The following is a 26,471-nucleotide window of genomic DNA, read 5'->3' as shown; positions in this document are numbered from 1 at the left end:
TGTATCCAAATAGGGCGTTGCAAGACAGAGGCCCAAGTTCCTTAGTTATACTTCACTAGCTACAATCGACCGTACCACTCGGTTAGCTCTGCCGAAGGCTGAATATTGAGTTCTTGCTTCAATAGCTCTTCATACTGCTTGTATTGCAATTGGAGGGCCCGTCTGTCCTTCAAGGCGGCAAACCCGTGCATAAGCAGCATATTCGCTTCTTCATCCAATTCGTTGCGCCGCACCAGCCTTTTAGAAATCTGAACGGCCTGACGAATCTGATTATTTTCGAGCAGCCACTTGACCAGACGTTTGGCAAACGCCTCGTACACATCGCTGAGCCGCTCACGCTCGGCAAGCGCCCACCCGTACGGTTTGTCTTCGAACAAATCGCCTGTATACAGGTTCTCAATGGCTATCGCGGCCTCTTCATTATTTCCATCAATGGTGTGGAAACCGGACAATCGTTCTTCAAATTGTATAAAATCGACCTCGATTTGTTCCAGACTCATCTGATAGTATTCGCGATCGGAGACAAGTATTGCCTTCATTCCATGCGTAGATAGCGTCCTGCGCAGCTGGTATAGCGCAGTATTGAGATACAACTCCGAATTCTTCCCTTCTCTATCATGGAATAAATCTTCCAGAATACGGACTTTGGCCGCACGATTCCCGCGACAGAGCAACAAATACGCAAACAGCTCCTGACTTTTACGGGACATCCACTTCAATGATTCTCCTTGCTCGCTGCTGACTTGCAAACCTCCCAAGCTTGCAACCGACAATCGTTTCGGCCTGTCCGCGTTACCGGGACCGAGCTTCTCCGTCCGCCCTCTCGCCGCTCTCGCAACGGTTTCTTCCAATCGCTTCTTAGAAATAGGCTTTACAATATAATCCAATGGATAAGCATTAAAAGCATCCAGCGCAAACTCCTTATGGGAGGTCACGAACACAATATCCAAGTCGGCGTTCATCTTCCTCAATTCAAGGGCTAATGTCAATCCGCTGTCTTCCGCGATCTTAATATCGATAAAGGCAAGATCCACGACATGCTGTGCGGCAAACGCAACCGCCTCTGCACGGCTGCGTACCATCCCGACGATTTCCACGCCATCTATTCGCGACAATAGCTGGCTGAGTGCCGTCAGCATCGCCTGTTCGTCATCAATAAGCAATACTCTCATCATTGTCCCTTTCCGAGTCTGCAGCGCGAAGCGTAAAGTAAAAAACAGTTTTCTGGCGTGGCACGCTTTCCACCCAAATTTGTCCGCCGCTCATCCGCACGAATTGTTGGCAAACTTGCAATCCCAGCCCGGTTCCTCTCTCCCCGGCAGTACCTGTTGTGGACACGAGCCTCAGCGGATCGAACAATTCCCGAACCCGTTGTTCCTCCATACCCACACCATTGTCGCTAACCGATACGATAACCTGCCCGGCATTCGTTTCGGCTCTAACCAGAACTCTCCCGCCTGGCTCGGAAAATTTGATCGCATTCGTCATCAGATTACGAACGATCAGATTGACCGCTTCTCTATCCGCATATACTTCGATGTCGATGTCGATCTCCGTATGTATCGCGATTTGCTTGGCTTCGCTTTTAATTCGCAATGTGCGGCACACTTCCTCGACCACATCTGACAGTCGTAATCGTTCGGGTTGCAGCAGCATGCCTTCCTTTTGGCTGCGAAACCATTCCAGCAAATTTTCGATCATCACAAACGTATTTTGAATTTGCCCGCTTAATGCATCGATCACTTCCTGATGATTGCGGTTAAACATCGTTTTATCCACTTCCAGCACTTCAATCAAACTAGCCTGGACCGCTAACGGGTTCCGGATATCGTGGGAAACGATTGCGAACAAATGGTCTTTTAGCTGATTGAGCTTAACGATCTGCTCCATCTGTCTTTGCTTTTCTGTTATGTCGAACAATACGGATACGGTTCCTTGTCCAGGCCCTCCCCGGGAGGCAAGCGGATACACCTTGACCGAATAGACCCGTGTTTCTCCGTTCACCTGGGCGTCAATCTCTATATCGCCCGTCTCCATATGCTTGCAGACACGCAGCCATTCCGGCCACTTGTGCAACAATTTGTCGATATGCTGTCCCGCAATCGAACTTTCTCCCGAACCCGCAAATAAGGGCTCAATATACGCATTGCTATCGATGACGCTTCCTCTTCGATTGACAATAAGTATCCCTTCTTCCATCGTCTCGACCACAACGTTTCTTGCAAGCGGTACGACCGAGAACATCCGGTATCGGATCACAATCCACAGCATAGCCATTCCCAAAAAGCCGGAATAGACCGAGAGGGGAAGCAGCCACGGCGTAAGGCCGAAGGAAGAAGATTTGGCAATTTCCGTCGCAGCGGGGATACAACCGCACAGCACTAACAAGATGCCGGGCTTGCGAAGCTCGGGACGTACGCGCCGCAGATAGACGAACAAATAAAAGACGCAAGCAGCAATAATCAGATAACAGATGATATTAAACGCAATGGAATAAACGGTTTTGCTTATTTCCAAATGCCCTTGGTCGAGCTCTATATTCCGGAAAAGCAGATGGTGATACGGATTCGTCCATATAAGCAACGACCAAAGCGCGAAAATCGAAAGGATCTGCATCATTCGAGACGGACGTAAATATTCGTCTTTCCCGAACAGGGCCAGCACAAAAAAAATGACCATAGGCACCACAAACAGCAAGCTGGTCTGTTCCATATTTCGAAACAGCATTTTTGACGATAAACTTTCGCTGTTGATTTCCATGATCACACTTCCGGCATAAATCACGCGGCAAACCATGACCCAGGCAAAATATCGGATTCCCCGTTCCTGCCTGTACAGAAAGGCGTAGCATAAAAACGCGGTCATCAAAAAAATGGAAACCAGCATGACCACATTGGATAGCGTTATACTCATAACTGCGAAATTCTCCTTACAGTAGAAAACATCTGGAGTTCCTCTAATTATATTCAGGACAGCAAGCCGTCACAATGTTTCCTTCAGTTCCTTCTCACCTATTGATCATACTATAGGTAAAGGATCTTTCACTATAGGGATTCTTTCATAGTTCTTTCGCAGTTCTTTTATAGCCGTCTGTTATACTGGTTTTTGCTAAAAACCCAGGAGAATTTTGCCTGGGGACCAGCTCCGGAAGGAATTCTTCGTAAAGCTTCCCGAATCGAGCGTAATTCCGCCCTGTGTAAATATCGCGCGGAGGAGGAGGTGGCTTTCGAAGCGATGTTTACCGGTGCGGATCGGACACATGGGCTGGAGTTTATGGAGTGGGAGGATAAGCATCATTTCATGCGGGTGATAGAGAACGAACGCTTGTATTTGCAGGGAATGAGCGATGGCGCGCAGCTTGTCGTTGCGCTGTTGTCCGATCCGTTTCTTTCCAGCGGGCATGACACAGAGAAGGCAAGGACAGCAGCTTCGACAAATACGGTGAAGGAGGGCGAGCTGTAGTCTTGGAATAGGAGACGGAAAGCTACGGGAAATAATCCGCTGACCGCGACAGCATGTCAAAAACAAATAAGCCTTCGAAAGAAGACGCCCGAGTCTCCTGACGAAGACTAATCCCCCTGATCCACCTGCCAACTACCTCGAAAGCTTGCATCCCTGCAACAATTGCCGCCGCATCCATTCATTGGCGACAATCGCGTCGCCGTCCGCGAGTAGCGTATAGTACAACCGGCGTCGAAGTTCCGCGACAAGTCCAGCATGATCCGGATCGCCGATCCGGTTAGTAAGCTCGGCAGGATCGGCTTGGAGATCGTACAGCTCATCCGTATCCGTAAGATTCCACACATATTTCCATTCGTTCGTACGGATCATGCGCTGCGTGTACAGTCCGAACTGCTGGCCGTTGTAGGAGGCGACGACCGAATCTCGCCATTCCGCCGATTCCGCCATCCCGGAGAGCAGCGGTACTAAGGAGCGGCCGTGCAAATTTCCCGGGTCGTGCGCTTGAAGTCCGAGCAGGTCCAGAAGGGTAGGGGGCAGGTCGAGAAAATTGTAGACGAATCGGCTGATCGTTGCCCCTTGGCGAACCAGCTCCGGCCAGCGGATCATAAGCGGCACGTGAACGACATCGTCGTACAAGATGAAATGTTTGTCCATCATGCGGTGCGAGCCGCACATGTCGCCGTGATCCGCGGTGAAAATAACGATCGTATCGTCCGCCGCGCCGATCCGGTCCAGAGCTTGCAGCACGATGCCGACCGCCTCGTCCATTTGGCTGATAACGCCGTAATACCGGGCGACGACCGGGGCCCAATCGTTCCATGTAAAATGCTCGATGCCCCAATTGTATAATTGCTGCTGTTGGATGTATGGTTTCCCGGCAAACGTTTCGCGGAAGCCGTCCCACTCAGGAACTTCCGCCGGATCGTACATATCGGCGAAGCGTCCCGAAGGCCGGCATGGCAAATGCGGCTCCGGGAAGTGCAGCGCCACATGCCAAGGGGAGTCGGCCTCGTGCAGCCGCTCGATAGCCTCGACAGCCCGCGCCGCCAGCCAATGTGTCTGCGAGTCCTCGACCGGGATCGGATTCGTCTCTCCGAAAAAGCCGTTCGAGAAACGGACATCCGGATAGCGGCTTTTCGTGAATCGCCCGTATTCGGCTTCGCCGACATACGAATCGTAGCCGAAAGCGGTTGCGTCAAGAGACGGGTTGACGCCCCATTTGCCCAAGAATGCCGAGGCGTAGCCGTTCTCGGATAATGTTTGGGTCCAGGAGTAATGATCCGGCTCAAGAGAGGCAATGGGGAGAGCGCCATTGTAATTCCATAAAGCACCGAACGTCTCGGCTCTCCTGCCGTTCAACAGCGATTGCCTCGCCGGTCCGCATACCGGAATATGCGAATAAGCGCCGGAGAAGACGGCGCTCTGCGAAGCAAGCAGGTCCAGATGGGGAGTCCGGACGGGATATTTGCCGCTTGAACCGATACAGTCGAAGCGAAGCTGGTCGGCCGTAATCAGCAATACATTCGGCGGGCGTTTTCTCATGGACGGTGTCATCCTTCCTTGAAACTCGCGGATTATTCTCCCGAACGATGCGCTTGGAGAAGTCCGAGTCCTTGACGGTATTGACTGGGCGGGCATCCTACGTGACGCAGAAACAGCCTGCTGAAAAATGACGGGTCGTCGTAGCCGACCTGGGTCGCGACGGTAATCACTTTCTCATCCGATTCGGTAAGCAGATGCTTGGCCCGCTCGATCCGGATCTCGTGGAGCACGTCGATGATGCTTCTGCCGAACTCCTGCCGCATCAGGCGGTTCAACTGGCGGATGCCGACATTGAATAGACCGGCCAGCGACTCCAAAGTGATCTTCTTGTCATAGTTCCGCTCCATGTAGCCATAGATGCGCCTGGCCGTTATTTCGCGTTCCAGCTGCCGGGGGGACGGAGTCGTGCTGCGGTTGCGCATTAACGTATAGTAGCGGGAAAGGAGAACCAGCAGCTCGACCAATTGCAGACGGATGATCGTCGTATAGCCCGGCCCACGGTGGCCGAGCTCCCGGATCATGCTGTCGAGCAGCACGAGTACGTTGACCGCATCCTGGCCGTGCAAATTCAGATGGTGATTGAAGCGGATGTCCGGCTTCATGAACGGATGCACGTAGAAGTAGTCCATCGAAGTCGATATTTCCAGCTCCTTCAACAGCGCATCGGGAATGAAGGAAGGCATGAAGAGACAGTTGACGATCTCCATCTGCTCTCCGCTCGCTACGGTGTACGCATGAGTTTCGCCGGGATTGATGATATATACGTCCCCGGCGGAGAGCTCGTATTGCGTTCCTTCAAATATATGCATGCCGGCTCCGCGCACGACATAGACGAGCTCCACGAACTCGTGTCCATGCTCCTGAACCGCTCCTTGAGTATGGCGCGTGATCCAGAACGGAAATTCATCCTTCATTAATCCGCTGCTCTTGATCATCGACTTCATCCGCTTCCCACTCCTCGCCAATGACTCCGATTCATCCGGTCGTTTTTGACGGTTCAACAGAGAAAATTATCCGTGATGGCGTACGGCTAGATCGAATCGTTCCCTGCGCGGGTTCCGACGCCAATCGTCCCAGCTCAAGCCCGCCGTTCCGAGTATTTGCTCGATTCGTCTGCGGAACGGCAGCCCGGCTGCCTCCAACTGCAGCATCATCGGATCCGGTCGACCCGCAAGCTTGCTGGATACCCAATCGGTAAGCCGGCGTTCCAGCTGTCCGGCCAATTCCGGCTCGGCGTCGGCCAGGTTGACCGTTTCCTCCGGATCGGCCAGCAGGTCGTAAAGCTCCCGTTCGGGGCGCACGAACGGCCCGGAGTCATAGGTGCGGATCAATTTGTAGCGGTCGGTCCGGATCCCCCGGGCGGCTTGCCATGCGCATTCGCTTAAATAGATCGTATCGTGCGTGCTGTCGGCTTTTCCTTGGATCGTCCGCCACAAGCTTGCTCCATCCAGCCCGGCCGGGTCGGCGAGCTTGCTTGTGTCGATGCCGGACGGGTTTTCGCTCCGGATCGCTTCCAGAATGGTTGGCAGCAGATCGACCTGCTGCACGAAACCGGGTACCCGACGCCCTTCCGGTATACGGCCCGGCCAGCGCATGATGACCGGAACGTGTACGGTCGGTTCGTACAAACCGCAATGATCCCAGTAGATGTCGTGCTCGGTCAAACTTTCCCCATGGTCCCCGAACAGGATGACGAGCGTCTCTTCGCGTATCCCGAGTGCGTCCAGATGGTGATCCAGATCCCGCAGCCGGTCGTCCAAATAACGGATTTCCGCATCATACAGCGCATCGTAGTAAGCGCTGTCGGTAACTTCGCCGAGCAAGTCGTAATGATGATGCTTGAAGAAAGGATAAGCCAAATGATTGTACGCCGGTTCCATGCTCCGGTTGGCGGGATCGAACGGGTTCCGTCCGTCCGGGTAAAACTCCGGAATATACGACTCCGGCGGCAAATAAGGCGTATGGGCATCCCAATAGTGCAGAAATAGGAAAAACGATTCGTCCTTATGCTGCGTCAGCCACGGAAAAGCCAACTCGTTGACCGTCCGCCCGTCGATCCACCGTTTGCCCCCTGCACTATTGATGTAATACCGGTACCCTCTGGCAAACCATTCTTTCAATTGATACAAATTGTCGACGGCGGAAGTGGTAAAGCCGGCCGAGCGCAGCAGCGCCGGAAGCCACGAGGTATTTTTCGGCAAATGCGTAAGCTCCGAGCCGTGCGATACGATTCCTGTCGTCAGCCCGACTTTGCCGGTGAAAATGCCGGTATGGGCTACTTCCGTAGGAATATCCGCCGCATAGGCGCGCTCGAACAGCACTCCTTCACGGGCGATCCGGTCCATATGAGGGCTGGTCCGTTTACCGTACCCGTATCCGCTTAAACGGGAGGCTCGAAGCGTATCGAGCGATATTAGTATGATTTTCATCCCCGCGTCCTCCTGCCCTGGGCATTATCGGCATATGCCGGGTTACGCACCGTCTTGCGAGCGATCGTAACCTGCCGATGGCGCATTTCCCGGTCTACCGAGCCAGGATAGTATGGCGTTGCTGTTTGCTTCGAGCGAACCGGATGCAGTGCTTATCGTCACGTCAGGGGAGAGCGGCGTTTCATACGGATCGGATATTCCCGTAAAATGGTTCAGCTCCCCGCGTCTCGCTTTGGCATAGAGTCCTTTGACGTCGCGCCGTTCACATTCCTCCAGCGGGCATTGTACATAAATTTCCACGTATCCCGGAAGTGTCGCGCGCGCGTAATCTCTCATTTCCGCGTAGGGCGTAATGGCCGATACGAGCACATCAACGCCGTGTTTGGATAACAATCCGGCCACGTAAACGATGCGTTTCACGTTCTCCAGCCGTTCCTCGCGGGTGAAACCGAGTCCTTTGCAAATCGTTTGGCGCAGTTCGTCCCCGTCGAGCAGCTCGACGCGCCGCCCTTGCTCGAGCAATCGGGCTTTTACATATTCCGCCGTCGTCGTTTTGCCTGCTCCCGACAAGCCGGTAAACCAGAGCACTTTACCCTGTTCGTTGCTATTCATGTTGTAGAACCTCCGTTGTCATCGGGAGCCGCATGGTACGTCCACGGGTGCTCCTCCAAGTTGATGCGAGCGGATGGCCGCTTCGATCACTTCCTGCGCGGCCAGCGCCTCGGCGCCGGAAGCTTCGATGGCTTCAGGGGCGTCGCCGGCTTTGATTTGCCCGACGAACCGGTTGATCCGCTGCCGGAACGTATCGTCGAAGCCTTGCATGCCGCCGAATATCGGATTGCGGTACACAGTCAAATCGTTCGAATGATGAGGGTAGTATGTCATGCTCTCATACACGTTGTCAATGATCAATCTGCCCTTATTGCCGGCGACTTCGCAGCACTCGATCGGATGCTTCATCGACATGTCGTAGCTCCCCGTCAAATGCCCGACGGCTCCCGACGCGAACTCCATATTGATCGATACGGTTGACCATGCCAGCCGTCCCGGAGCTTTCGTCATAAACGATTGAACCCGCTTGATATCGCCGCCAAAGTAGCGTATGACGTCGATCGAGTGAGGGTGCAGAGCCCTCATATGGAGCCATTCGGTATCGTCCTGCGGGTTGTTGATCGTAAGTCTCATATTAAGAAACAGAAGGGTGCCGAGCTTCCCTTCGGTTAGCAGCTCCTTGGCGCGGTAAGCGGCCGGGGCAAACCGGTGGTTCAGGTTGCAGGCCAGACGGACGCCCTTCTCGCGGGCGAACGCAACCATGTGCCTGGCCTCTTCGATCCGGTTCGAAATCGGTTTCTCGACGAGTACGTCTTTGCCCGCTTCGATGGCGGCCATGACGGGCGCGAAATGATGGCTGCCTTTCTCTACTCCCGCGGTAGCTACGACAACGGCGTCGATCTGTTCCTTGGCGAGCATTTCGTGCAGATCCGTATAGGCCGGTACACCGTGCTGTTTGCCTGCGGCTTCCGCCCGCTCCGGCAGCAGGTCGCAAACGGCCGCAAGCTCGGTGTCCGGGTGCTGCCGGTAAGTGCGGCAATGAATATTGCCAATGTTATTGACGCCGATAACCGCCACTCTGATCATCTGCGATCCTTCCTTTCTTTCTATCCGAAGAAGCTTCCGGGATTAGAAGTCTTTTGCATCTCTTATTCGGAGGGGATCGGTGATTTTTTGGAAATAAGAGATGTTTGGGACTGTTATTTGGGACGGATAGCCGGTGACCGGTTGGTTTGCCGCCCAATAAGAGTCCCTGGCATCTGCTATTTCGGGGAATCCGCCGAAAAAAAGAGCTGCTTAAGACTGCTAACTAGAATAATGGTGCTTGTGCTACTTTTTGATGGTTTCCGCTTTTTTCTCTTGCAACGAGCGGGCGTTTACGATCGAGCCGATGTGCATGGCGTCGTATGCCTCTTGCGAAGACTTGAAGGTGACGCCTTTGCCGTGCCAGTTCAGGTTCGTATAGATCGGATTTTGCCGTTTCGTTTGTTTCTCTCGTTTCGCGATATGGTCGTTCATCCGCTTCGTGAGCAACGCTACGACTTCCGGTTCCTTCTCCGCCAAATTGACGTTCTCCTCCGGATCCTGTACGAGATTGTACAGCTCGACCTCCGGCTTGAAATGGAAGTCCGGCTCGAGCGCGCGGATTAGCTTCCATTCCGGCGTGCGCCAGCCGTGCTTGCGCATCCATGTGCACTCGGTAATATAAAACTCGCTGATGCGGGTCGTCTGCTTGTCTTTGATCCAGTTGACGAGATTTTGCCCGTCGAATTTGATTTTGCTTTTGATCCCGAGCAGGTCAAGTACGGTCGGCATAATGTCTTGGATGAGCGATACGTCGGAAAACCGTTTCCCGGCCGGTACGACGCCCGGAAATTTGATGATGAGCGGAACGACGAGCGTGCAGTCGTACAAGCCGTGATGGTCGAAGTAGCAGTCATGCTCGTACAGCGTCTCGCCGTGATCGGCCGTAATGACGATAAGCGTTTCTTCGGTAATGCCGAGCGCTTCGAGCTTGGCGAACAGCGTTTGGATGCAGGCGTCCATATAGGCGATCGCCCCGTCATACTGTGCCGTTACATAGGCGTGGTCGGTCACGCCTTCCGGTATCCACGATTTCAAGAAATCCGCGAACGGTTTGAAGTTGTACACCGGCTCCATAGAGTTGTTCTCCGGGTCCTTCTCGTCGCCCCCGTAAAACGTCCGCTCGTATGGCTGCGGCGGCAGGTAAGGGGAGTGGGGATCCATATGTCTCAGGAACAGGAAGAACGGTTTATTGTCCGCGGCAAGGCGCTCGAGCTCGGGAACGGCCACCTGATTCAAATTGTGCGCTTTAGGGGCGCGTCCGGTTTCGTCGGGATGCCACGATTCGTAATTCAAATACTTGTCGAATCCGCGCGACGAAGGGTTGCCCGTAAAGCCGATGCAGGTCGTGTTGTAGCCGTTGTCGCTCAGTACTTCGGCAAGCGTCTTGACGTGTCCGCCGAGCGGCCCTTGGTGTCTAAGTGCGACTACATCCGTCCCGAATACGTCCATTCCCGTCAACATCGAGGCGTAAGCCGGCGTTGTCGGGATACTCGGGCTGAAATGCTGCTCGAACAAGACTCCCTCTGATGCGATTTTGTCCATGTGCGGCGTGGTCAAGCGGGAATAGCCGTATGAGCTCATATGATCACGGCGTAAGCTGTCGATGCCGAATATGATCACGTTCGGTTTTTTCGCTGGCATTTGGTTTCCTCCTAAGAGCTTTCCGAAGGAAAGCTGTCATCGTAAGCATATGCTGAGCTTTCCGAAGGAAAGCTGTCATCGTAAGCATATGCTGAGCTTTCCGCAGGAAAGCTGTCTTCGTAAGCATGTGCTGAGCTTTCCGAAGGAAAGCTGTCTTCGTAAGCGTAGGCTGAGCTTTCCTTAGGAAAGCTGACTTCGTAATCTGTTAGAGTAGGTAGTGTTCAAATGTACGTTATATCCGCCAAACTGGTCACTTGCCCGCCCGATAGATTGCAAATGTACCTTATTACTCGGAAATTCCCGCAAAAGTGCCGACAGTGGCAAGGGAGACAGGTAAACAGTGTTCAAATGTACCTTACATCCGCGAAACTGGCGGCTCTCCCGTCCAATAAGGTTCAAATGAACCTTATTACTCCGAAATTCCCGCAACCTTGCCAAAGGTGGAGGGAGAGCCAGGTAATTAAGTAATTCCAGCCAAATTGCCGACGGCGGAGAGGGGAGAGGAGAGAGTAGAGAGGAGTACTTCCCCTAATCAGCCCGGCCCCCGCCGACTAAGGAAGGGGAGCCCGTGTTAACGGGCGCCCAGCTTCTTCAAGCAGGCGTTCAAGTAGCCGTATGATTCCGCGGCCACGATCGAGACTTGGGCCAGCGAGTGATCGGGACTGGCACCGATCACCTCCAGCACGACCGGACCGCTGTAGCCGCCGTCCACCATCGCTTTGCAGTAGCCGAACAAATCGATGTCGCCGCGTCCGCAAGCCTGCAGCTCGATCGGCCCGGGGCCTTTCTCCCGGCCCTTGCAGTCGCGGATATGGACGTGCCTCACGCGGCTCAGCACCGCAGGCAGCGCTTCTTCGGCATTTTCGCCCGCGCGGTGGATGTGGCTCGGGTCCATATCGATCCCGAACGCCGAGGAGGAGACGGCCTCCATCGCCCGAAGCGTGGTCGGCGTATTGTAGATCGCGTTGCCGACGTGCGCCTTCACGCACAGCGTGACCCCGTAGGAAGCTGCCCGCTCCGACAGCCGGGCCAGCTTCTCGATCGACGCCAGCACGTCCTCTTCAACGCCGAGCTTCCCGCCGGGACCGACGTTGATGACGGGAATGCCGATCTCCGCTGCCGCCTCGAACGCGGGCAGCAGTCTTTCCTCGCTAAGAGAGGCTACCTCCGTCGACAGAAACTCGAGGCCGTTCTCCTGAACGATAGCCTGCAATTCGCTCTTCTGCTCTTTCCAGCGGCTCAAATCGAGATGCTCGCACATGCCTTGAATGGCCGCGATTTCGACGCCGTCGTACCCGCACAGCGCGATTTGCTTTGCCGCGGCGGCAAAGTCGAAATGCTTGAACAGCACGGAATTTACGCCAAGCTTGATCATCGGATTCGTTCCTCCATTTGTATGAGCTTTACTTCATGAAAAGCGGGTCCCCGTGCAGCGGCGGAAGCGGATGCGGTCTGACCGTCTCGCCGCCGCGTTCGTACGACTCGATGACGGCAAATGTATATTCCAGCACGGCAAGAGCGTCCCGTCCGTTGGCGCGCAGCTGGTCGCGGGCGACGTTGTTGGATACGTCCTCGAGGAACGCGTGCAGCCTGTTGTTGAACGTCCGGCCGAAATCATTCGTCCCGTAGTCGGTCACTTCCGGCTTCGGCTGGACGCTGATGGCCGGTATGCCTTTCTCCGCTTTCCAGTACGATACTTTCTCCACGCAGTTCTCGATGCAGAACGTTCCGCGTGTGCCGGCCATCTCCAAGCTCCACCAACCGCCGAGGCCGTATACCGCATCGCCCCGCTGGCTGAGCAAGTAGCCGACTCCGCCATTCGCGAATTTCATGTGGATGCTGTTGATCGATACCATGACGTCGCCCGCGCTTCTGCGGAAGCCGGGACGGTCCGAGAACGTCTGGATGTGGGTAATATCTCCGCAAAAATACCGCATAACGCTGAGAGGATGCGTCAGAAATGCTTTCATATGGAAATACGGATGCCCCTTGATCTTCGGCGAGCCTGCAAGCGCGTAACCCGCTTCTCCGCCGTTGAAGCCCATCTTCGCCAAGCAGTACACGAGCTCCCCGATTTCGCCGTTATCGACGTATTGCTTCGCCTTCTCGGCAGGGGGCGTGAAGTAGTGGTTCAAATTACAGCCGAGATACACCTTCTGCTTATCCGCAAAGGCGACAAGCTCGCGAGCTTCCTTGACGTCATGACAGATCGGCTTCTCGACCAATACGTGCTTTCCGTAGCCGACCGCTTCCATAGCCGGTTCGAAATGCCAGCTGCCGTTATCGATGCCGCCGGTCGTGATGTCGACGATTTGCAGGTCGGGCTCGTTCTCGACCATGTCCTTCAAGCTGTAGTAAGCCTTCACTCCGTACTTCTCGGCGGCCGCGTCAGCGCGCTCCTTGACCACGTCGCAAACTGCGACCAGATCCGCCAGCTCGTCTTCCTTGTAACAAGCCGCATGGTTTTTGCCGATGCCGTTCATGCCTACAATGCCGATTTTCAGCGCCATAACTTCGTTTCCGGATGCGATGTCCGAGGACTTCCGGAAACTTCACCCGCCTCTCTTATCCTATTAATTAGGTAATTGTTATCGCTTACAATTGCGATATCATCGGATCATCCAGCGTAACTCTTCGCCCTTGCCGAGCGGAAGCATAGCAGGCCAGCACCATCCTGAGCGACGTACGGCCTTCCTCCGCGGATGCCAGCGCCGCACGCTCGCCCCGCAAAAACTGAGCCAACGGCCCCGCCAGCCCGCGTATGCGGAAACCGTGATTCGGCGGGCTCTCGATGTCGCTTGCCGTCCAGGCACCCGTCGAAGCGTCGAACCGTTTAAGACCCGGGCTTCCGGAAGGACGCGGGACGTTGCAGCTGGTCGCGTCGCCGTAATTTTGCACGATCGTGCCGCGTTCGCACACGATCTCCGTCGTATTCTCCGCCGCGTTGCAGGTGAAGGAGCAATTCACCTCGGCCAGCGGACCGCCCGGGTAACGGAAGACGGCAATGCCGTTATCCATCGGGATGCGCGGGTTGTACAGCGACTCGATTTCCGCGGTGACGCTCTCCGGGACGCCCAGCCAGTAATGCAGCAGGTCGATCGGATGGGAGGCGTCATCGGCCCAGATGTCCCGGTTGTATTCCGGATTGACGTGCCACGAGTCGGCGAAATTCGCCTGCAATCCCATGGCAAGCCCGTGCCTTCTACGGACCGTGAATACGCGGCCGAGCTCGCCGCTGTCCATCCATTGCTTCATACGAATGTTTTGCGGATCGGCTCTCATCTGCCAAGCCATCGTGAACGGAATGCGATGTTTGTTCACGGCATCGACAATCCGGTCCGCTTCGCGCATCGTCAGCGCCATCGGCTTCTGCAGGATAACCGCTTTACCCGCTGCAGCGGCCTGTTCCACCAACTCCGCGTGAAGCGACGTCTCCGATGCTACGACGACGGCCCGGATATTTTCCCGGGCAAGAAGCGCCGATGCCTCCGCATACGTTTGCAGGCCGAACGCCTGCTTCGCTTTCTCCAGCCGCTCCGGATCGTGATCCCATCCGGCGGCGACTTGAATGCCGAGATCCGGATTTTTGTTCCATTCGTCGCAATACGTGTTGACATGACCGTGTGCAAAACCGAGAACGCCAATTTGGATCGGCTCGCTCATCCTGATACTCCTTCCGGGAAACATGTCGCTTGTTATAGGGGGATCCCCCAGAAGTATTAACAATAGCTTTGATCGATGCAATTCGGCGAAGTACATTCGTGTTCTAGTTGAAGCTATTGTTGCGAGAGCGGCTAGACTGCTCCGATGGAATAAGCTACGAAGCAGATCATCACTTCTGGGGGATCAGCTTTCTTACCTCCATCATAATCATCCAAAACGGCGAATTCATGGCGGATCGGGACAAAAACAAGATCGATCGGGACTTTTCTGGCTTCATGTAGGCGGATAGACAGTTGTTAGCGCCGCCGTCCTATTTGCGAAGCCATCAATATGGGGTAAAATTGTTTGAGGTTACCTATTACGATGAATCGAACAGGAACGTGGCCATGCAAAAATATAAGCAAGTTTTTATCCGGCAATTCGACCGGACGTTGGAACAGTGGCTAGCATCAGGCAAAGACGTTCCCGAATCCGAGCTGTACCGGCTGCTGCATTCGATCAAAGGCACCGCTGCGACGATCGGGCTGCAGGAATGGACCGATCGGGCCGCCGCCCTGCTGCAGCGCATCGACGAGGAAAGCTCGGCCGGCTTGTCCTATCCGGACATTATGCTCATTCTTACTCCCATAATTGAATTAAGGGCTCAAGCCGAAGCAAGCCGCGTGGCACAAACAGAAGTTGTGCCGGCCGAGGCGGCCGATGGGAAGACGACGCATGCGGATGCCCCGTCCGCTGCCGCCAAGGCTCCCTCTATCACTGCCGCTGTCACTGCCGCTGTCACTGCCGCTGTCACTGCCGCTCCCGCTCCGGCGAAAGCGCTCGTCCTGCTCGTCGACGACGATTTGGTGCTGCTTCAATTATTTAAAGAGCGGATGGAGGCGGAGGGCTGTCTCGTTCTCGCTACCCCTTATCCGGAGAAAGCGATCCAATGGTTTTATGAGCTGAAGCCGGATTGTGTCGTGCTGGATGTCGTGCTGCCGGGTCATAGCGGGTATGATCTGCTTACGATTCTTCAAGAACGTTCGCTGCAAATGATCGTGCCGGTCATCCTGATGAGCGCACAGCAAGATAAGGACGCCCGACTTAAAGCGTACACGCGCGGAGCGGACGATTTTCTGGCCAAACCGGTCGATCCGGACGAATTCGCCGTGCGCGTCATGAACAAAATCCGCAGGAAGCAATCGATCGGCAAGTTCATGCTGTCCGACGAATGTACAGGGCTGTATAACGCCGTGTATCTGCGTGCGGAGTGGGAACGGTACAGCAGGGAGTGCGCCCGAAGCGGAGTATCTCTATACGCGGCGCTGCTGGATATCGATCGGTTTCAGGAATTGAACGACAAGTTCGGCCATGCCGGTGCGGACTCGCTGCTGTTTCAGGCGGCCGCGTTTCTGAAGGGGCGGCTGCATCAAGACGAGCTGCTGATCCGTTGGGACAAAGACCAATTTCTGCTCCTGTCGAAAGGGCTGTCCGCCGAGGAAGCGGGCGTGCGCTTCGAGGGGCTCGCGCAAAGCTTCGCCAGTCGCGGCTTCGCGATCGACGGCAATCCGGTCGTCAAAACCATATGCGCCGTGTACGAACGATGGGACGTACAGAAAAGCATTGACCTGCAAACATCCCGCTTGTCCGAAGCGATGAAGCAAGCGAAGCAGGGCGGGCCGGGAACGGTGCTCGAAGCGGACGGCGTGAGCGGGCAAGTAGCGGAGCAATGGCGCATCGCCATTCTCGACGACGATTCGATCATCCGCAATATGCTGCAGCGCAGATTGAAGGAATGGCGGCTCGAAGGCCAAGCGCCCGAGGTGCGGACGTTCGCGGACGGCTCCGCTTTTTTCGAGGACGACTGGCATCGGCAGAAAGCGAAATATTTGCTCATTCTCGACCGGATGATGCCGAAAATCAACGGTATCGAGGTGCTTACGCGTCTGCGTGCGGATTATCCGCCGGACCGTTACCGGATCATCATGCTGACCGGTGTCGGGGAACAAGAGGAGATTGCGCAGGCGATGCGGCTCGGAACGGACGATTACGTCACGAAGCCGTTCCGGCTGCCGGAGCTGGAAGCCAGAATGTTGCGCATTCTCCAGGGGAACAAATCATGAGCGCCGGTTACACGATTGCGTATGTTGGTTGGTTTTGTGCGATGGTCGCCGGCCTGCTGCTGTTCCTGTACGGGTTTCTCGTCATCCGCAAATGGTCGTCGAACCGGACGAAGGAACGCATTCGGCAGTGGACGGCCCTCATGGAGCAGCCGGATTCTCCGTTGGAGCAGTACTTGCGGGACGGGACGCGTTCCCGGCGAATCGTTCCCCGCCGCAAGTGGCAGTTCGCCGCGCTGGAAAACTATTTGTTTCACCAGGTGATCTTGAGCGGCATGCAGACCGAGATCGAGCGCATATCCCGCCTCGTCGCCGAGTTGTATTCGGATGTATACCGTAAGTCGCTCCAAGAACGGAATTGGACCGTCAGGATGAACGCACTCGCCTTGATCGGACTTTTTCAGCTGAAAGGAATTGAAAATAACGTCCTCGACCTTGCGTTCAACCGCAAAACCGGAGATACGGAAAAATGGTCCGCGATTCGGGTACTCGCTTTGCTCCGGAATCCGGACATCGTAGACGTGATGGTGACGGAGGATGCCAAGCACGAAACGGATTATATTTCCGAGCATATGTACCGGAGCGTCCTGATCGTCATGCCGGCCGATCTGCTGGAGGAACTGATCGCACGCAGCGGGGAAGTCCGGGAATCGCTGCGGCTGAATCTGATCGATGTGCTGCGTATCCGCAATATCCGTTCGGAGCGGGTGCTGGCTTGGTTCGAGCGGCTGCTTGCCGATCCGTCGGAGGAATGCCGCATCCGGGCGATGAAAGCATTGGCCAATTTCGGCTATATGACCGAGGAGGCGGAGTCGGCCTTCCTGGAAGCGAGCAAGGAATGGCGTACGTACTCATGGCCGATGCGGCTCATGACGGCGAGGCTGATGGCCGAGGTGCGCAATCCCGATTTTGTGCCGATACTCGAACAGATGATGGGGGACCAGGCGTACTTGGTCCGAATCGAAGCCGGACGCTCGATACTGAAATATGCGGACGGCGCCGCGAAGCTCAGGCAGATTGCATCCTTTCACCCCGACCGCTTCGCGCGGGAGGCGGCCGAGGAAATGCTGGAGCAAGGGGAGGGAGGCGTTGCCGATGCCGGATAAGGGGTTGCCGCTTGCAGCGGAGATCGGCGGCTGGGTCGTCGTTATTTACGTGTTTGCCGTTATGGCCTTTTATATGTTCCTGTTTCTGGTCGCGTTCCGCAAGCTCCGGCGCGAGGCCGACATCCATACGGTTCATTACGGGGAATTGCTGCATTCCGCTTTCAGTCCGCCTTTATCCATCCTCGTCCCTGCCTATAATGAAGAGAAAAATATAGTGGACAGCGTCCGTTCGCTGCTCGGCATGAACTATCCCTTATACGAAGTCATCGTCATTAATGACGGCTCGAAGGATGGAACGAAGGACAGGATGATCGAGGAATTCGACATGTACGAGGTCAAGCATCAGGTGTTGTGGACATCGCGGAAGGAAACGAAGCCGGTGCGCGGCGTTTACCGTTCCCGGAAGCACCCGGGTCTTGTCGTATTGGATAAGGAAAACGGCGGCAAGGCGGATGCGTTGAACGCGGGCATCCATTATTCCCAATACCCTTACTTCGTCTCGCTGGACGGGGATACGGTACTGGATGCCGACGCATTTCTGAAAATTATGAAGCCGATCGTCGAGGCGAAGCCCGGGGAAGAAATAATCGCGAGCGGGGGCAGCGTCGGCATCGCGAACGGCAGCATCGTGGACCGCGGGCATTTGGCCCGCGGAGACGTCCGTCTGTCGGGGCGTCCGATCGTCATTATGCAGGTTATCGAATACATGCGCGGGTTTCTCATCGGTCGGATCGGATTGAGCCGGTTCAACATGCTGCTTATCGTATCCGGCGCATTCGGCGTGTTCCGCAAAGATTGGGTGCTGGAGGCGGGCGGCTACGAGGTCGGAACGATCGGGGAGGATATGGAGCTGGTCGTACGCCTGCACCGGTTGATCCGGGAGAAAGGGAGCAAGGCGAAAATCGCCTACATCCCGGATCCGGTCTGCTGGACGGAAGCGCCGGAAACGATGAAAGTGTTGAAGCGCCAGCGTGTCCGTTGGCAGCGCGGCTTGTTCGAGAGCTTGTGGAAGCACAGGAGAATGGTGCTGAACCCCCGCTACGGCAAAATCGGCCTCGTCGCGATGCCGTATTTTCTGTTCGTCGAGCTGCTTGGTCCTATCTTGGAACTGATCGGCTACGCGATCGCCGTTTGGGGACTGTTCACGGGACATACTCAGCTATATTTCAGCTTTCTGCTGTTTTTGTCCATGCTCTTGTACGGCTCGTTTCTGTCGATGGGGGCGGTATTGCTCGAGGAATGGACGTTAAGCAAATATAACCGCGTCTCGGATGTGACGAGACTGTTCTTCTGGGCGTTGTCGGAAACGTTCTGGTACCGGCCGATCCAAACGGTATGGAGGCTGAACGGGCTGTTCAAATCGCTCCGCGGCAAACGGCACGAATGGGGCGAGATGACGCGCAAAGGCATATCGGTGGAGTCGCAGCGGAAACGGACGGGAGGATGAGGGAAGCTCCATGCGCAGAAAAAGATCGAAACGAAGGCGTCGCTGGCCCGTCTGGCTGCTCGGCGGTGTCGTGCTGGCCGGCTTGGCCGCCGGCGGTGCGGCGTGTGTCTTCGACCGGCAAAAGCAAGCTGATGTACAACGCTTGGAGACTGTGAAAGTCGATGGCATATCGATGCCCGCCCGAACCGGCGATCATTACATTCAAGTCCGCCGCAACGGCGTTTGGCAAGACTTATTGATCAAGGGCGTCAACATGGGTGTCGCCAAACCGGGTCACTTTCCCGGGGAAACCGCCATTACGAAAGAGGAATATGCCCGCTGGTTCAAGCAAATCGGCGACATGCACGCGAACGCGGTCCGGGTCTATACGCTGCACCCGCCGGCATTTTACGAGGCATTGAAGGAATACAACGACAAGGCGGACGAGCCCGTCATGGTGCTGCACGGGGTATGGGTCGACGAGGAGAAGCTGGTCGAGACGGGAGACGCTTACTCGGTCGAGGTCAACGAGGAGCTTCAGAAAGAGCTCCGCGATATGGTGAACGTCATTCACGGGAAAGCGGATTTGCCGGCAAGACCGGGACATGCTTCCGGTAAGTACGGGGCGGACATATCAAACTATGTGCTCGGCTGGGTGCTCGGCATCGAATGGGACCCGATCATGGTCGACTCGACGAACAAGAAGCGCGAAGGAACGGCGCAGCTGGACGGCACGTACTTCCGGACCGAGCAGGCGTCTCCCTTTGAAGTATGGGTGGCGAAGCTGATGGAGGACGTCGCCGTTTACGAAATGGATACGTATAAGTGGCAGCGGCCGTTCAGCTTTACGAATTGGGTGACGACCGACCCGATGCGCCATCCGTCCGAGCCTGCGCCGAAGGAAGATATGGTGTCCGTCGATCCGAACGCGATCGTGGCGAAACCGGCGCTTAAGAGCGGCTACTTCGCTTCCTATCACGTCTACCCGTATTACCCCGAATTTATGAATTACGAGCAAAAGTATGCGGCCTATACGGATTCCCGCGGTGAAACGAACCGTTATGCGGGCTATTTGCACGATCTGAAGCAGTCTCACCGGATGCCGGTGCTGGTTGCCGAATTCGGCGTTCCCGCTTCGCGGGGGATGACGCATCGAAACGTTAGCGGATGGAACCAGGGCCACTTGACGGAGGAGCAGCAGGGCGCGATCAATGCCCGACTGTTCGAGGATATTTACAGGGAAGGTATGGCCGGAGGACTTGTATTCACTTGGCAGGACGAATGGTTCAAGAGGACATGGAATACGATGGACCTCGACAATCCCGACCGCCGTCCTTTCTGGTCCAACGCCCAGACGAGCGAGCAGCAGTTCGGCTTGCTCGGCTTCGATCCGAACGCCGAAGGCGTGCAATTGCTGGTGGACGGGGACACGAAGGATTGGGAGAAGGCAGGCATTCCTCTTCTAAATATCGGGGAAACTTCGGTAGTGCAAGCTGTCGATGAATGGGATGCGCACCGTCGCGTGGATCGGGTCGCCTCATCCGCCGACGAACGATACGTCTACCTCCGCCTCGATTTCGGGAAGGACGGTCGCCCGTTCGATTGGCGGCGGGTGAGGGCGATGATCATGCTCGACACGATTCCGGGCCAAGGACAGCAGCAGTTGCCGGGAAGCGACGGGGCGACAACGGATGGCGGCTTCGATTTCGTGATCGACATCGGGGGTCCCGATCATTCGCGGGTATGGGTGGACAGCTACTACGACGCGTTTTATTACCAATACGGCCATACGTTGAACATGATTCCGCCCCGGGAGTATGCGCAGACTTCGAATAACGGCCGGTACCATACACTTCAATTGGCGTTGAACAAGGCGTTGACGATCCCGGACAGCGGGCTGAAGCTTCCGTTCGACGCTTACGAAACCGGGCTGCTTCGTTTCGGCAACGGCAATCCGGCGAGCAAGGAATACGATTCCTTGGCCGACGTCTTCTTCGATGAGAAGGAGCATGTGCTGGAAGCGAGAATCGCTTGGCAGCTGCTGAATGTGAAAGATCCGAGCACCCGCGAGGTGATGGGCGATATATGGAAAGAAGGGCTTGCGGCCAAGCAAACCGTGCCGGGCTTCAAGTTCGCCGTCGCCGCCTACAAGCCGGGCGACTCTGTGCAGAGCGCGGCCGACGAGGAGCCGGCGCTCGATCCGGGCACGCTAACGTTCGTTTACCCTGCGCTCAAGGAAGGCAAGCTTTCGGCCGAGGACATGATTCCGCTCGTATGGCCGACTTGGGAGCAGCCGCGTTTCCATGAGCGGTTGAAGCAGTCGTACTATGCGATGAAGGACGTATTCGGACGAATCCGGCTGCCGTAATCTCGAATGAGCAGATGCCGGAGAACGGAAAAGAGTCCCTAATACCTCTTATTTTGGAGGAAACCGGCGAATTCGGGGGAATAAGAGACGTTAGACCGCTATTTTAGAAGCAAGCAAAGACCGTTCCTTCTCTCCATGAGACGGGAGCGGTCTTTACTATGGGCAGTAGTCATTATAGATGAATAAAAGCATTTAGTAGCATGATCTTCCATAAGAGTTGTTTATAATAGGGTTATCACAATTCAGATGGAGGATTGTTTCCTGCATGGTGCAAGCACAGCAAATCTTTGTTGACGATTCGGTATGGGAGCCTTTATACCAGCTTCGGATTTCTGCAGAACCTTTCGAAAGAGAGTTGTTCCAAAGCTCCCCGCTTAGAAGGCTGAAGCATTTGCATCATTTCGGTGCCGGTGCCTTGATCAGTCCGATCACGCATTCGCGTTACGAGCATACGGTCGGAGTATGGGCGCTGACGAAGCATTTTTATCCGGATTGGCGCGAGCTGCACGCCGCGGCGATTGTACATGACATCGGGCACCTCCCGTTCTCTCATTCGGTAGAAAAGACGCTGGGGAAAAACCATCATCTTCTTACGGAAGAAGCTATCGCTTCCGCCCCCGTGTCCGAAATATTGGAAAAGCATCAATTCACACCGTCACGCATCATCGATTTGCTGAATCAAAATACTCCGTTAAGCGGCAAAACGGACGGAATCAGCATAGACCACTTCGACAGCTTCATACGAGATACATACGGAGCCGGCATGCATTTGGTGCCCCCGTCACGCTTGGTCGATAAAATAAAGTTTAACAATCATGTAATCGAGACTGACGAAGAAACGGCTATGCAACTGCTGCATGCGGTTGTAACGGACAATCAAATATTTTTGCATCCCCATTTCCTGGCGGCAGACGAGATTTTGGCGAAGGCGATCCTTTTGTACAGGGAAGAAAACCGCGGCATCTTACATTCGATCGATCGATTGACCGATTATCAGCTGCTTTCCTTATTGGAAGGAAGCGGCTCGGAAGCCGTACGGCGGCACATCGACGTTCTCGTAAAACAACCCCATAGGATCATCATTCGCAATAATGGCGAGCATGGCACTTATCGGGCCGAAGTCAGAAAGGTGTACAATAAACAACCGTACGTGCGAGGAGTACCGGTCAGTAAAGTTATGCCCGAGGCGCAGCTAAAGTTGCAGGAATTGGAATCGTTATGTCGAACGTATCACTTCGACATGATTTGACATCAAAAAAAGTTTAAACAGCCCATATGGATGTTCGACTATTTTTCGTATTACTAGTAGTCGGGCATTCGAAAGGAGATGAAGCTTGAATAAAACCGACCTGCAGCTTATCGGCGACAATACGGTTGATCCATGGGGCAGATTTATAGAAATTATTAGTCCTTTCCGCTCCCAGCTTTGGCATTACTGCAGGAAACTAACCGGCTCCCCTTGGGATGCCGAGGATTTGCTGCAAGATACGCTGCTTAAATCGTTTGCTTCTCTTTCTGCACTATCTCATAGACAGCAGCCGTTGCAAACGAAATCTTTCTTATTCAGGGTAGCTACCAATCATTGGATCGATCAATGCCGGAGAATGAAAGTAAAGCTGGAGGAATATGCGGAGGAGCATCTATACGAAAGCGAAGCGGCGGATTCGATAGAAGTAAGCGAAGCATTGGAAGTATTGGTGCATCATTTGACCCCGAAACAAGCCGCCGTCTTTATACTCATGGAATCGTTCTCCTTTACCGCCAAGGAGACGGCCGAGCTTATTTCCGCAACGGAAACCGCCGTAAACGCCATGTTACACCGGGCGAGAGCCAACCTGCGCAAGCTGAACAAAGATAGCGCCGAAGAAGGGGCCGCTAAGAATCGTATGGCTCAACAAGATGCGGTAAATCCCGAATTCATGAAGAAGTTCCTCGAAGCCTTCAATCGTAAAGATTATAAGGGACTGGCCCGCTTCCTTATCGATGAAGCGACGTTCAGCTTCGTCTCGATGAACAGCTCCGAATACGGCAAGTCTACGATTACGCAAAAATCTCTTAATCCGTACAGCGGCACGAAGCTGGCGAAAGATCTTTTCGTATACGCGGATACGCTGTGGGGCCAGCCTGCCGTAATTATTTTGCTTCGCACCGAACAAGGACTCATGCTGAATAATATCAACACGCTGGAATGGGAAATGGACAAAGTCGTACGGTGGAAGGATTACTCCTTCTGTCGCGATTTTATGCGCGCGGCTGCAAGCGAGCTTGGGCTGCCGCTATCGGATTTCATTTAAAAACCAACTGATGAGGTGTAGACTATGAATCGAGTCGTAATGTTCGAATTAAGCAGCCAAAATCCTGAAGCGCAAGCCAAGTTTTTCTCGACTGTATTCGGATGGGAAGTATCGGAGCCGCAGTGGGGATACCGGAGCGCCAAGACGGGGGCGGCCGAACAACCGGGAATCGACGGCGGTATCGCCCAAGGTCCCGAGCATTTTCCGCAAGGCACCCGTTTGCAAATCCAGGTCGATTCCATTGACGAAACGTTGGAGAAAGCGATTGGGAACGGTGCCAAAGTCGTACAAGAGAAAATGGATTTCGGGGATTTCTGCCTTGCCTATATCGTCGATCCGACAGGGGTACACCTGGGTCTCATTCAATACAAATAGGAGTTCAAAAACTTGCACGGAATGGCATCTCTCGGAGTGAAGGGAATTAGAGATACGTTAGGGAGATGAATTCATTGCCGACTATTTTACCCGTCCAGTTCGAGCAAACGCCAAGCACGATTGTACAAGCGATCCATGCGGTATTGCAGCATACGGACAAAGCGGATAGGACATTATCCGAGGTAATGGGATACACGGGGCACGCGTTTCGGATTAACCTGCGTCAAAATACGATCGCTCCGGATAGTCCATATTGCATGCATGGCGGGGAAGTGTTGCGGCGTAATTTCTTGAATTTGGGGTTTAAAACGTTAAATCTGTGTCCGCCGGTCAAAACGATCACGCCCGACACGCTGGCGGGCATTATCGAAACGATACGTCAAAGCTTGAAACGCGGTTTTCCCGTAGTCGGTTGGAATTTGTTTGCGAAGGAGTTCGGGGTTAGAGCATCTCGAGGATATTGCACCGTTGTACCCATATCCGCTCCGGGAAACCGGCGGGGACGTCCGTCTGAGGGAAAATGCGGCGCGTACGATCGAACTTCTTGCCCTTGCCAAGGAGGCGGAAGTGCGGGGCATCACCGTATTAAGCGAAATGAACGCGATGATCCATTTGCAAGCAGGGGACGGCTGAGCCGTCCCTATTTCCGTCACTTCACCTTTTCAATTTGAATCGTCTCTTCCTTACCGTTCCATTTGATGTGGAGCTTAAATTGGTCTTCGTCCACATAAGGCGCATCATTGCTGGACTCGCCGCTTATTTTCAAACCATTCAAGGAGGTTGTGCTGCTCTCTTTGCTTGCTTTAAAATTTTGACTGTCCGCGAATGAATAGCTGACTTGGCTGTCGCGATCTTTGTCCGGGCCGATATAACGGATTTGATAAGATTTAACTTTAGCCGACTGCCGGACCGAGCAGGTGACGGACCAATTTGTGCTTTCTCCCTTGAACTGTGTAGGTTTGGAGCATCCGACCAAGCCCAGCATACTTATTACTAGCAAGCTTACTACCCATATTCTCACTGACGCAGCCCCCTATGGAGTTTATTTCCATTGTAAACGAAGCCCGCTTGTGCAAATAACGGACTCGAGCATGGTTTCACCCTAGGCTAAGGCCGAGGACTGCTTCTTTAACATTGTAATCTACGGTGGCAGAGCCGGGCTCAGCTTTGTCGAAATGTGGTTTGCTGTTAGAAAAATTGCTTAGTATTTCTGCATTATATCGAATAGTTCAGCCAAGCTTCTACCGAACCGCCCATTTTCTCATAAAACCTTTGTGCGCGTTTATTATCGGTCGCTGTAACCCATGACATGTAGGCATAGCCGTTTTCATTGGTGAATTGTTCGCACGTCTTAAAAAGTTGTTGGGCTACGCCCGTACCTCTTGCGTCTTCTACTACGAACAAATCGTTCATGATCGTGATTTTATCCGCTTTGGTCGTACTGAAACTAAAGTACAAAGTAGCAAAGCCGAGCAGTTCGCCTTCCTTATCGGCCACGAATTGAATCCCTTTTGTGTGCTCGAGCAAGGTTGAGATTAAGCTATGTATCTTTCCGGATGAAGGTCTTGGCCGCTTATAGAAATCTGTGATGTACTGATACATTAATTCCGTCAGCGGGTTGATATCTTTGGTTTCGGCGTTTCTTATCGTTACAGTCATGGCTCTTCTGTCATCCCCTTTATTGATCAAAGTAAAACCATCTGAATTGGATTGTATAAATATACAACAAACTGATTTGATATTCAATGCCGTCAATTACAGCGGGATACGGTTGCCGCGGACAGTTTTGCGAAAAATTGTAAAAAGCTGCTGCCATAGTGGTATAATTGACTGGTACAATCACCGTAAAGCATATTCGGTAATTGGCAACGAGTAGGCGTCGACGCCAACTCATAATAGGAACTAAGGAGAGATGAGCCCATGTACACTAGCGTGAAAGGATTTCTGGAAGACTGGAAGCTTGAAGCCTCTCTTACCCTGCAAGTGCTGGACAAGCTTACCGATGCTTCGCTCAAGCAAACGGTCTCGGAGGCTCAACAGCGTTCCCTCGGTGATCTTGCTTGGCACTTGGTAGGCAGCTTCGGCGCTTTTCTGAACTCGGCAGGCTTGCAGCTGGAAGTACCGGACCCCAAAAATCAGCCGACCTCCGCAGCGGCTATCGCAGCCGCCTATCGGCAAGTTAACGATGCCGCAGTAACGGCATTGGCACAGCAGTGGTCCGATGCCAAGCTGCAGGAGTCTCTTCGCTTGTTCAACTTCATCGATACGACATACGGCGGCGTGCTTACCATCATGCTCCGCCATCAAATTCATCACCGCGGCCAGATGACGATTCTCATGCGCCAGGCCGGACTCGTAGCGCCAGGTCTCTACGGTCCTAACGAAGAAGAAACCGCAGCCATGCGGGCAGCTCGGGCTCAGCAATAAG

Annotated in this window: 23 protein-coding genes; 10 read left to right on the top strand and 13 right to left on the bottom strand. The window is 54.3% G+C overall.

The window, feature by feature from the left end; all coding sequences use genetic code 11:
* Positions 1-59: 59 nt before the first annotated feature.
* A complete protein-coding gene (locus FE783_RS15335; protein WP_138880258.1) occupies positions 60-1,175 on the bottom strand; it encodes a response regulator in 1,116 nt (371 codons plus the stop codon).
* Positions 1,153-2,913, bottom strand: a complete 1,761-nt coding sequence (locus FE783_RS15330) for a sensor histidine kinase (RefSeq protein ID WP_138880257.1) — start codon at positions 2,911-2,913, stop codon at positions 1,153-1,155. Before FE783_RS15330 ends, FE783_RS15335 begins: the two co-directional genes overlap by 23 nt.
* Positions 2,914-3,219: 306 nt before the next feature.
* On the opposite strand from FE783_RS15330, the gene FE783_RS15325 reads away from it, so the two are divergent.
* On the top strand, positions 3,220-3,462 hold the full coding sequence (locus FE783_RS15325; protein WP_138880256.1) for a hypothetical protein: 243 nt from the start codon (positions 3,220-3,222) through the stop codon (positions 3,460-3,462).
* A gap of 132 nt (positions 3,463-3,594) precedes the next feature.
* Here FE783_RS15325 and FE783_RS15320 read toward each other — a convergent pair whose 3' ends face one another.
* From FE783_RS15320 to FE783_RS15280, 9 genes are all read right to left on the bottom strand, one after another.
* Positions 3,595-5,004: a sulfatase family protein gene (locus FE783_RS15320; RefSeq protein WP_158301817.1), complete on the bottom strand. Its 1,410-nt coding sequence runs from the start codon at positions 5,002-5,004 to the stop codon at positions 3,595-3,597.
* 32 nt (positions 5,005-5,036) lie between these two features.
* Positions 5,037-5,948 (bottom strand): AraC family transcriptional regulator, encoded by a 912-nt coding sequence (locus tag FE783_RS15315; protein ID WP_138880254.1) that lies wholly within the window; start codon positions 5,946-5,948, stop codon positions 5,037-5,039.
* A gap of 66 nt (positions 5,949-6,014) precedes the next feature.
* Positions 6,015-7,433 (bottom strand): sulfatase family protein, encoded by a 1,419-nt coding sequence (locus FE783_RS15310; RefSeq protein ID WP_138880253.1) that lies wholly within the window; start codon positions 7,431-7,433, stop codon positions 6,015-6,017.
* A 42-nt stretch (positions 7,434-7,475) separates the two neighbouring features.
* The gene (gene cysC / locus FE783_RS15305) at positions 7,476-8,045 is read right to left on the bottom strand and encodes an adenylyl-sulfate kinase (protein ID WP_138880252.1); all 570 of its coding nucleotides are present in this window, start codon (positions 8,043-8,045) and stop codon (positions 7,476-7,478) included.
* Between the two features lie 18 nt (positions 8,046-8,063).
* Positions 8,064-9,071 (bottom strand): Gfo/Idh/MocA family protein, encoded by a 1,008-nt coding sequence (locus tag FE783_RS15300; protein ID WP_138880251.1) that lies wholly within the window; start codon positions 9,069-9,071, stop codon positions 8,064-8,066.
* A 243-nt stretch (positions 9,072-9,314) separates the two neighbouring features.
* A complete protein-coding gene (locus tag FE783_RS15295; protein ID WP_138880250.1) occupies positions 9,315-10,712 on the bottom strand; it encodes a sulfatase family protein in 1,398 nt (465 codons plus the stop codon).
* A 571-nt stretch (positions 10,713-11,283) separates the two neighbouring features.
* Positions 11,284-12,087, bottom strand: coding sequence for a sugar phosphate isomerase/epimerase family protein (locus FE783_RS15290; RefSeq protein ID WP_138880249.1), 804 nt, complete (start codon positions 12,085-12,087; stop codon positions 11,284-11,286).
* Between the two features lie 28 nt (positions 12,088-12,115).
* Complete coding sequence (locus FE783_RS15285; RefSeq protein WP_138880248.1) at positions 12,116-13,222, bottom strand: Gfo/Idh/MocA family protein; 1,107 nt, start codon at positions 13,220-13,222, stop codon at positions 12,116-12,118.
* An 85-nt stretch (positions 13,223-13,307) separates the two neighbouring features.
* Entirely contained in the window at positions 13,308-14,375 is a 1,068-nt protein-coding gene (locus FE783_RS15280) for a Gfo/Idh/MocA family protein (RefSeq protein WP_158301816.1), read from the bottom strand.
* A 386-nt stretch (positions 14,376-14,761) separates the two neighbouring features.
* On the opposite strand from FE783_RS15280, the gene FE783_RS15275 reads away from it, so the two are divergent.
* The 8 genes from FE783_RS15275 to FE783_RS37565 all read left to right on the top strand — a co-directional run bounded on the left by FE783_RS15275 (position 14,762) and on the right by FE783_RS37565 (position 24,676).
* Positions 14,762-16,477: a GGDEF domain-containing response regulator gene (locus FE783_RS15275; protein ID WP_138880246.1), complete on the top strand. Its 1,716-nt coding sequence runs from the start codon at positions 14,762-14,764 to the stop codon at positions 16,475-16,477.
* Complete coding sequence (locus FE783_RS15270) at positions 16,474-17,580, top strand: HEAT repeat domain-containing protein (RefSeq protein ID WP_138880245.1); 1,107 nt, start codon at positions 16,474-16,476, stop codon at positions 17,578-17,580. Before FE783_RS15275 ends, FE783_RS15270 begins: the two co-directional genes overlap by 4 nt.
* Positions 17,570-19,027 carry a glycosyltransferase family 2 protein gene (locus FE783_RS15265; RefSeq protein ID WP_138880244.1) on the top strand — a complete coding sequence of 486 codons (1,458 nt, stop codon included), beginning with the start codon at positions 17,570-17,572 and terminating at the stop codon, positions 19,025-19,027. Before FE783_RS15270 ends, FE783_RS15265 begins: the two co-directional genes overlap by 11 nt.
* A gap of 10 nt (positions 19,028-19,037) precedes the next feature.
* Positions 19,038-21,374 (top strand): hypothetical protein, encoded by a 2,337-nt coding sequence (locus tag FE783_RS15260; protein ID WP_138880243.1) that lies wholly within the window; start codon positions 19,038-19,040, stop codon positions 21,372-21,374.
* A 265-nt stretch (positions 21,375-21,639) separates the two neighbouring features.
* The gene (locus tag FE783_RS15255; protein ID WP_138880242.1) at positions 21,640-22,623 is read left to right on the top strand and encodes an HD domain-containing protein; all 984 of its coding nucleotides are present in this window, start codon (positions 21,640-21,642) and stop codon (positions 22,621-22,623) included.
* A gap of 85 nt (positions 22,624-22,708) precedes the next feature.
* On the top strand, positions 22,709-23,668 hold the full coding sequence (locus FE783_RS15250) for an RNA polymerase sigma factor (protein WP_138880241.1): 960 nt from the start codon (positions 22,709-22,711) through the stop codon (positions 23,666-23,668).
* 24 nt (positions 23,669-23,692) lie between these two features.
* A complete protein-coding gene (locus FE783_RS15245) occupies positions 23,693-24,043 on the top strand; it encodes a VOC family protein (protein ID WP_138880240.1) in 351 nt (116 codons plus the stop codon).
* A gap of 468 nt (positions 24,044-24,511) precedes the next feature.
* Positions 24,512-24,676, top strand: a complete 165-nt coding sequence (locus FE783_RS37565; RefSeq protein WP_158301815.1) for a hypothetical protein — start codon at positions 24,512-24,514, stop codon at positions 24,674-24,676.
* Between the two features lie 16 nt (positions 24,677-24,692).
* Here FE783_RS37565 and FE783_RS15240 read toward each other — a convergent pair whose 3' ends face one another.
* A complete protein-coding gene (locus tag FE783_RS15240; protein WP_138880239.1) occupies positions 24,693-25,064 on the bottom strand; it encodes a hypothetical protein in 372 nt (123 codons plus the stop codon).
* Between the two features lie 194 nt (positions 25,065-25,258).
* Positions 25,259-25,702, bottom strand: a complete 444-nt coding sequence (locus FE783_RS15235; RefSeq protein ID WP_138880238.1) for a GNAT family N-acetyltransferase — start codon at positions 25,700-25,702, stop codon at positions 25,259-25,261.
* A 261-nt stretch (positions 25,703-25,963) separates the two neighbouring features.
* On the opposite strand from FE783_RS15235, the gene FE783_RS15230 reads away from it, so the two are divergent.
* On the top strand, positions 25,964-26,470 hold the full coding sequence (locus tag FE783_RS15230; protein WP_138880237.1) for a DinB family protein: 507 nt from the start codon (positions 25,964-25,966) through the stop codon (positions 26,468-26,470).
* Position 26,471: the final 1 nt, after the last annotated feature.

The organism is Paenibacillus mesophilus, assembly GCF_005938385.1.
Classification (GTDB): Bacteria; Bacillota; Bacilli; order Paenibacillales; family NBRC-103111; genus Paenibacillus_AB; species Paenibacillus_AB mesophilus.
The sequence above is the reverse complement of the archived record's forward strand: the minus strand, read 5'-3'. Positions and strand labels throughout refer to the sequence as shown.

Coding starts and splice junctions, on each gene's coding strand:
- FE783_RS15335 (WP_138880258.1), bottom strand. CDS start 1,175: ATGATGAGAGTATTGCTTATTGATGACGAACAGGCGATGCTGACGGCA.
- FE783_RS15330 (WP_138880257.1), bottom strand. CDS start 2,913: ATGAGTATAACGCTATCCAATGTGGTCATGCTGGTTTCCATTTTTTTG.
- FE783_RS15320 (WP_158301817.1), bottom strand. CDS start 5,004: ATGAGAAAACGCCCGCCGAATGTATTGCTGATTACGGCCGACCAGCTT.
- FE783_RS15315 (WP_138880254.1), bottom strand. CDS start 5,948: ATGAAGTCGATGATCAAGAGCAGCGGATTAATGAAGGATGAATTTCCG.
- FE783_RS15310 (WP_138880253.1), bottom strand. CDS start 7,433: ATGAAAATCATACTAATATCGCTCGATACGCTTCGAGCCTCCCGTTTA.
- cysC (WP_138880252.1), bottom strand. CDS start 8,045: ATGAATAGCAACGAACAGGGTAAAGTGCTCTGGTTTACCGGCTTGTCG.
- FE783_RS15300 (WP_138880251.1), bottom strand. CDS start 9,071: ATGATCAGAGTGGCGGTTATCGGCGTCAATAACATTGGCAATATTCAT.
- FE783_RS15295 (WP_138880250.1), bottom strand. CDS start 10,712: ATGCCAGCGAAAAAACCGAACGTGATCATATTCGGCATCGACAGCTTA.
- FE783_RS15290 (WP_138880249.1), bottom strand. CDS start 12,087: ATGATCAAGCTTGGCGTAAATTCCGTGCTGTTCAAGCATTTCGACTTT.
- FE783_RS15285 (WP_138880248.1), bottom strand. CDS start 13,222: ATGGCGCTGAAAATCGGCATTGTAGGCATGAACGGCATCGGCAAAAAC.
- FE783_RS15280 (WP_158301816.1), bottom strand. CDS start 14,375: ATGAGCGAGCCGATCCAAATTGGCGTTCTCGGTTTTGCACACGGTCAT.
- FE783_RS15275 (WP_138880246.1), top strand. CDS start 14,762: ATGCAAAAATATAAGCAAGTTTTTATCCGGCAATTCGACCGGACGTTG.
- FE783_RS15270 (WP_138880245.1), top strand. CDS start 16,474: ATGAGCGCCGGTTACACGATTGCGTATGTTGGTTGGTTTTGTGCGATG.
- FE783_RS15265 (WP_138880244.1), top strand. CDS start 17,570: ATGCCGGATAAGGGGTTGCCGCTTGCAGCGGAGATCGGCGGCTGGGTC.
- FE783_RS15260 (WP_138880243.1), top strand. CDS start 19,038: ATGCGCAGAAAAAGATCGAAACGAAGGCGTCGCTGGCCCGTCTGGCTG.
- FE783_RS15255 (WP_138880242.1), top strand. CDS start 21,640: ATGGTGCAAGCACAGCAAATCTTTGTTGACGATTCGGTATGGGAGCCT.
- FE783_RS15245 (WP_138880240.1), top strand. CDS start 23,693: ATGAATCGAGTCGTAATGTTCGAATTAAGCAGCCAAAATCCTGAAGCG.
- FE783_RS15235 (WP_138880238.1), bottom strand. CDS start 25,702: ATGACTGTAACGATAAGAAACGCCGAAACCAAAGATATCAACCCGCTG.
- FE783_RS15230 (WP_138880237.1), top strand. CDS start 25,964: ATGTACACTAGCGTGAAAGGATTTCTGGAAGACTGGAAGCTTGAAGCC.